A 6235-nucleotide genomic window follows, 5' to 3' on the forward strand; every position below is an offset into this window, starting at 1 on the left:
GTCTCGCCGCAGCCGAGCAGTCGCGACTCGCGGAGACGCCCCCTCACCCCCGCCCTCTCCCCGCAAGCGGGGCGAGGGAGCCCGCCCGCCCGCCGCGCGGCGACTCATCGTTGTGCCAAGAGGACGTTGACCGAACATGCCCGCCGCCATCGAAACCATCACCGACTCCCCGCTGTTCACCTACGCGCTGCGCCGTGCCGACGATGCGCTGATCCTCGGGCATCGGCTGTCGGAATGGTGCGGGCATGCGCCGATGCTGGAAGAGGACATGGCGCTGTCCAACATCGCGCTCGATTTGATCGGGCAGGCGCGCGAGCTGTACAGCTACGCCGGCGCGGTCGAGGGCAGGGGACGCGGCGAGGATCAGCTCGCGTACTTACGCGAGGAGCGCGACTATCAGAATCTGCTGTTGGTGGAACAGCCGAACGGCGACTTCGCCCGCACGCTGGCGCGGCAATTCTATTACTCGGCCTTTGCCGACCCGTATTGGCGAGCGATGATGCGCTCATCCGATCCGACGCTGGCGGCGATCGCCGCCAAGTCGGAGAAGGAGAGCGCCTATCACCTTCGCCACGCCTCCGAATGGATGATCCGGCTCGGCGACGGCACCGCCGAAAGCCATCGCCGGGCCCAGGACGCGGTCGATGCGCTGTGGCCGTTCGCCGGAGAGCTGTTCGACACCGACGCCAGCGAGCAGCGGCTGATCGAAGCCGGCGTCGCGATCGATCCCGCCGACCTGCGCGACTCCTGGAACAATACGATCAGCGCCGTGCTGAGCGAAGCCACGCTGACGCTGCCGACCGGAACATGGGTGCAGCGCGGCGGTCGCAGCGGACGGCACAGCGAGCACCTCGGCCGCTTGCTCACCGAGCTGCAATACATGCAGCGGACCTATCCGGGCCAGACATGGTGACGCTGGCGGACAGCGATGCCGAGTTGCGCGCCCGCGCCTGGGACGCCGCCGCGACGGTGGTCGATCCGGAAATTCCGGTGCTGACTATCGCCGATCTCGGCGTGCTACGCGAGGTGCGTGTCGAGCTCGGCCGCGTCGAGGTCACGATCACGCCGACTTACTCCGGTTGTCCGGCGATGAACATGATCGCGCTGGAGATCGAGACCGCGCTGGCGCGCGCCGGCATCGGCAACGCACGGGTCAAGACCGTGCTGGCGCCGGCCTGGACCACCGACTGGTTGAGCGCCGACGGCCGCGCCAAGTTGAAGGACTACGGCATCGCGCCGCCGCTGCCGGGCGGTACCCGCCGCGCGCTGTTCGGCGCGCCGAAGATTGCGTGCCCGCAATGCGGCTCGGCCGACACCGAGCAACTGTCCGAATTCGGCTCGACCTCCTGCAAGGCGCTGTGGCGCTGCAAGAGCTGCCGCGAGCCGTTCGATTACTTCAAGTGCCATTGAGCGCTGCCATGAACATCTCCGCCACCATCCCGCGTTTCCATCCGCTGACCATCGCCGATCTGCGCCGCGAAGGCCGCGACGCGATCTCGCTGGCTTTCAATGTGCCGCCGGAGCTGGCCGATGCGTACCAGTTCACGCCCGGTCAGTATCTGACGCTGCGGACCACGATGGACGGCGAGGAAGTGCGGCGGTCCTATTCGATCTGCTCCGGCCCGGACGACGGCGAGCTGCGCATCGCGGTGAAGAAGGTCGACGGCGGCGCGTTCTCGGTGTGGGCCACCGAGGAGCTGAAAGCCGGCGACACGCTCGAGGTGATGACGCCGACCGGCCGGTTCGGCGCCGCTCACGCTGCCGGTGAGGCACGTACTTACGTTGGCTTTGCCGCCGGCAGCGGCATCACGCCGATTCTGTCGCTGATCAAGGCGGTGCTGGCGCGCGATCCGGACAGCCGGTTCTTCCTGTTCTACGGCAACCGCACCACCGAGCAGATTCTGTTCCGCGAGACGCTCGAGGCGCTGAAGGACCGCTATCTGCAGCGCTTCGCGGTGTTTCATGTGCTGTCGCAGGAAGAGCAGGACGTGCCGGTGATGCAGGGCCGGCTCGACCGCGACAAGGTGCGGCTCTTGCTCACCGCGATGGTGCCTGCGGCCTGCGTCGATCACGTCTTCGTCTGCGGTCCGACCGGGATGAGCGAGGACGTCGAAGCGGCGTGCCGCGAACTCGGCATCGCCGAGGACCGCATCCATGTCGAACGATTCGTCTCCGGCCTCGGCGGCAAGCCGCGGCCGAAGGCCGTCGTGGCGCCTGGTGCGCCGCCGAAAGCAATCGCGTCGCTGATCATCGACGGCAAGCGCCGCGAAGTCCCGGTCGCCGACGGCGAAGCCATCCTCGACGCCGCGCTGCGCGCCGGCGTCGATCTCCCCTTCGCCTGCAAAGGCGGCATGTGCTCGACCTGCCGCGCCAAGCTGGTCGAGGGCGAGGCGCCGATGGAGCTGAACTACTCGCTGGAGCCGTGGGAGCTGCAGGCGGGGTTCGTGCTGACCTGCCAGGCCAAGCCGACGACGGCGCGGGTGGTGGTTGATTACGATCACCTGTGAGGCGTGATGCGCATTGTTTCGATGTCCCACGTCATTGCGAGCGAAGCGAAGCAATCCAGAGACACCGTGCACCGCGCTGGATTGCTTCGTCGCTGCGCTCCTCGCAATGACGAATGAGAGAGTGTGCGTGTCCCGCACGCGATGCAGCGCGCAGCGCTGCTTCGCAGATGCGGGACCCCGATTATTTGCTGTGTGCCCCCGCACGGAGTTCGATTATCGACTGCGCGGTCTGAGTCGACCGCACAATTACGTACTGCAAAGGCCCAACCGGGGCCCCGGATCTGCGCCGCGGCATTGCATGCCACGGCTTGTCCGGGGCACGAGCCGAGAGGCAGTGCGAAGGGCCGCTACCCCTTCGGCCGCTTGTCGTAGACGCGCTTGGCTTTGCCGAGCGAGCGCTCCAGCGTGTCGGGGGGCACGACCTTGACCATGGTCGAAATCCCGATGGTGTTCTTGATATACGCCGCGACGCGCTCGGCATGTGGCACTAGTCCCACGCCGTCCCAGCTCTCCGGCCTTGCTTCGGCCAGCACCGTCATCTCGTCCATGCGGCCGTCGCGGGTCAGTTCGATGATGAAGTGGCCGCCGCACCAGTCGGTGGCGAGGAGCACTTCCTCGATCTGGGTGGGGAACACGTTGACGCCGCGCAAAATGATCATGTCGTCGGAGCGGCCGGTGATTTTTTCCATGCGGCGCATGCCGGGGCGCGCGGTGCCGGGGAGAAGCCGGGTGAGATCGCGGGTGCGATAGCGGATGACCGGGAAGGCTTCCTTGGTCAGCGAGGTGAAAACCAGTTCGCCTTTCTCACCGTCGGGCAGCACTGCGCCGGTCACCGGATCGATCACTTCCGGATAGAAGTGATCCTCCCAGACATGCAGGCCGTCCTTGGTCTCGACGCATTCCTGCGCAACGCCGGGGCCGATCACTTCCGACAGGCCGTAGATGTCGGTGGCGTCCATGGCGAATGCCTGTTCGATCTCGGCGCGCATCGCATTCGTCCACGGTTCAGCGCCGAACACGCCGTAGCGCAGCGACGAAGCGCGCGGGTCGAGGCCCTGGCGCTTGAACTCGTCGAGGATCGCCAGCATGTAGCTCGGCGTCACGGTGATGACGTCCGGCCTGAAGTCGTTGATCAGTTGCACCTGCCGCTCGGTCATGCCGCCGGAGATCGGCACCACCGTACAGCCGAGCTTCTCGCCGCCGTAATGCGCGCCGAGACCGCCGGTGAACAGGCCATAGCCATAGGCGTTATGCAGGATCATGCCGCGCCGCGCGCCGGCCGCGCGCAGCGAACGCGCCATCACGCTCGCCCAGGTCTCGATATCGTTCGCCGTATAGCCGACCACGATCGGCTTGCCGGTGGTGCCGGATGAAGCGTGGACGCGCACCAGTTGTTCGCGCGGCACTGCGAACATGCTGAACGGGTAGTTGTCGCGCAGATCGAGCTTGGTCGTGAACGGAAATTTCGACAGATCGCCGAGCTCGCGGAAGTCCGACGGATGCACGCCGGCGCGGTCGAATGCGGTCTTGTAGTGCGCGACGTTGTCGTAGGCATGCTTCAGGGACCAGGCCAGCCGCTTGGTCTGCAGCGCGACGATTTCGTCGCGCGAGGCACGCTCGGCGTCGTCGAGTTCGGCGGCGTAGCCGGCCGGCTTGATCTGGTGAACAGTCGCGACCATGGCGGTTTCCCTCAGCGTGATTGGGGCTCAACCTGCGGCACCAGCGTCCCGCCGATCGACCGCGAATGGCCGCGGAATTCGGCGATCACCGTGCCGGCGGATGTGACCTGGACGTCGTAGATGCCGGAGCGGCCGGCGCGGTTGATCTCGCGGGCGCTGGCGATCAATCGCGCACCGAGCTTGCTCGGCCGGATGAAGGTGATCTGGCCCTGCGCCGCGACGGTGTTGTCGTTGCGCGAGTTGCAGGCGTAGGCGAAGGCGCTGTCGGCGAGGGTGAAGATGAAGCCGCCATGGGCGATGCCGTGGCCGTTGACCATCTCGGTGGTGATCGTCATCGCCAGCGTCGCGTGGCCGGCGCCGATCGCGACGATCTCCATGCCGAGCGCCTTGCTGGCATGATCGTTGGCCCACATCGCATCGGCGCAGGCGCGCGCCAGCGCGTCGGGCGACAGACCCGTTGCTGTCGGGGCGTCGGTCACGTTTCTCTCCCTCGTCGTCCCGGGCTGCGAAAGCCTCTTGAATTGAACGATCGGTCAGTCAATTATTATGCCAACGGATCATCGTGTCAACGGCCGGCGCGAACGTCAAACCGCGCAGCAACAAGGCCGCATCAATCGGGGAGGAGATTATGAGCCACACGCTGCAGAGTCTTGCGCGCGACGTCTGGGTGACGCCGGCGCAGGGGCTGGTCGATATTCCCAGCGCGATCGATGGCCGGCTCATTGCCCGCGCGTCCAGCGCCGGGCTCGACTTCGCCGCGCTGGTGCAGCACGCCCGTAAGGTCGGCGGCAAGAACCTGCGTGCGATGAATTTTCATCAGCGCGCCGATATGTTGAAGGCGCTCGGCGCGTACTTGAGCGAGCGCAAGGAGCAGCTCTACGTGCTCGCCACCGATACGGGCGCCAATCGCCGCGACAATGCCATCGATATCGACGGCGGTCTCGTGACGCTCGCGACGTTCGCGTCGCGCGGCCGCCGTGAATTGCCGGCGGCGAACTTCATCACCGAAGGAGAGGTCGAAGCTTTGTCGAAGCGCGGCAGCTTCGTCGGCCAGCACATCCTGACGCCGCTGCATGGCGTCGCGGTGCATATCAACGCCTTCAACTTCCCGTGCTGGGGCCTGTTGGAAAAGCTGGCGCCGGCGCTGCTCGCCGGCGTGCCGGTGATCGCCAAGCCGGCAACGGCGACCGCCTATGTGGCCGAGGCGCTGGTGAAGCTAATCGACGAGTCCAAGCTGCTGCCGCAAGGGGCGCTGCAGCTGGTGTGTGGCGGGCTCGGCGATCTGCTCGATCATCTCGGCGGCCAGGACCTGATCGCGTTCACCGGCTCGCTCGAGACCAGCGAGAAGCTGCGCGCGCATCCGAACGTTGCGCGCCACAGCATCCGCTTCATCGCCGAACGCGACTCGCTCAACGCCGCCGTGCTCGGCCCGGATATCACGCCGGCCGATCCGGAGTTCGATCTTTTCGTCCGCGAGATCGTGCGCGAGATGACCGCCAAGGCCGGGCAAAAATGCACCGCGATCCGCCGCGTGCTGGTACCGCGCGCGCAGGAGAGTGCGGTGATCGACGCGCTCAAGACGAAACTCGCCGAGGTCAAACTCGGTGACCCGCGCAGCAACGACAAGGCGATGGGCCCGCTGGTCAGCCGCGGCCAGCGCGACGCAGTGCGCGCCGCGATCGCCAAGTTGCAAAGCGAAGCCGAGATCGTGTTCGGCGATCCGAACACAGCGGCGGGCGAGGGCATCGATGCGCAGGCCGGCGCGTACATGGCGCCGGTGCTGCTGCGCGCGCGCGAGCCGATGCAGGCCAAGCAGGTCCACGCCACCGAAGCGTTCGGCCCGGTCGCCACCGTTCTGGCCTATGACGACGTCGAGCAGGCGATCGATCTGGTGCGTCGCGGCGAGGGCAGCCTGGTGGCGTCGCTGTTCAGCTATGACGACGCGGTCGCCGAGCAGATGATCCTCGGTCTCGCGCCGTTCCACGGCCGCCTCTTGATCGTCGATCGCGACGACGCGGCGGAATCGACCGGCCACGGCCCGCCGCTGCC

Annotated in this window: 6 protein-coding genes; 4 read left to right on the plus strand and 2 right to left on the minus strand. The window is 66.8% G+C overall.

Annotated elements, in window-relative coordinates:
• The first annotated feature begins 136 nt into the window (after positions 1-136).
• From paaC to paaE, 3 genes are read left to right on the plus strand one after another with little or no spacing between them, the layout of a single operon-like run.
• Positions 137-913, plus strand: coding sequence for a 1,2-phenylacetyl-CoA epoxidase subunit PaaC (paaC, locus tag IP86_RS00535; RefSeq protein WP_054160621.1), 777 nt, complete (start codon positions 137-139; stop codon positions 911-913).
• Complete coding sequence (paaD, locus tag IP86_RS00540; RefSeq protein WP_054160622.1) at positions 907-1410, plus strand: 1,2-phenylacetyl-CoA epoxidase subunit PaaD; 504 nt, start codon at positions 907-909, stop codon at positions 1408-1410. Before paaC ends, paaD begins: the two co-directional genes overlap by 7 nt.
• 8 nt (positions 1411-1418) lie before the next feature.
• Complete coding sequence (gene paaE, locus IP86_RS00545) at positions 1419-2507, plus strand: 1,2-phenylacetyl-CoA epoxidase subunit PaaE (RefSeq protein ID WP_054160623.1); 1089 nt, start codon at positions 1419-1421, stop codon at positions 2505-2507.
• A gap of 347 nt (positions 2508-2854) precedes the next feature.
• Here the strand turns inward: paaE and paaK are convergent, their stop codons facing one another.
• Together paaK and paaI are read right to left on the minus strand one after the other, a co-directional pair.
• The gene (gene paaK / locus IP86_RS00550) at positions 2855-4186 is read right to left on the minus strand and encodes a phenylacetate--CoA ligase PaaK (RefSeq protein ID WP_054160624.1); all 1332 of its coding nucleotides are present in this window, start codon (positions 4184-4186) and stop codon (positions 2855-2857) included.
• An 11-nt stretch (positions 4187-4197) separates the two neighbouring features.
• On the minus strand, positions 4198-4599 hold the full coding sequence (gene paaI, locus IP86_RS00555; RefSeq protein ID WP_082363695.1) for a hydroxyphenylacetyl-CoA thioesterase PaaI: 402 nt from the start codon (positions 4597-4599) through the stop codon (positions 4198-4200).
• Between the two features lie 215 nt (positions 4600-4814).
• On the opposite strand from paaI, the gene paaZ reads away from it, so the two are divergent.
• On the plus strand, positions 4815-6235 hold a 1421-nt coding region (gene paaZ / locus IP86_RS00560), incomplete at its 3' end, for a phenylacetic acid degradation bifunctional protein PaaZ (protein ID WP_054160626.1).

This window comes from Rhodopseudomonas sp. AAP120 (assembly GCF_001295845.1).
In the GTDB taxonomy this organism is placed as follows: domain Bacteria; phylum Pseudomonadota; class Alphaproteobacteria; order Rhizobiales; family Xanthobacteraceae; genus Rhodopseudomonas.

Bases quoted from the DNA above. Each gene is read 5' to 3' on its own strand.
- paaC (WP_054160621.1), top strand. From the start codon at position 137: ATGCCCGCCGCCATCGAAACCATCACCGACTCCCCGCTGTTCACCTAC.
- paaD (WP_054160622.1), top strand. From the start codon at position 907: ATGGTGACGCTGGCGGACAGCGATGCCGAGTTGCGCGCCCGCGCCTGG.
- paaE (WP_054160623.1), top strand. From the start codon at position 1,419: ATGAACATCTCCGCCACCATCCCGCGTTTCCATCCGCTGACCATCGCC.
- paaK (WP_054160624.1), bottom strand. From the start codon at position 4,186: ATGGTCGCGACTGTTCACCAGATCAAGCCGGCCGGCTACGCCGCCGAA.
- paaI (WP_082363695.1), bottom strand. From the start codon at position 4,599: ATGTGGGCCAACGATCATGCCAGCAAGGCGCTCGGCATGGAGATCGTC.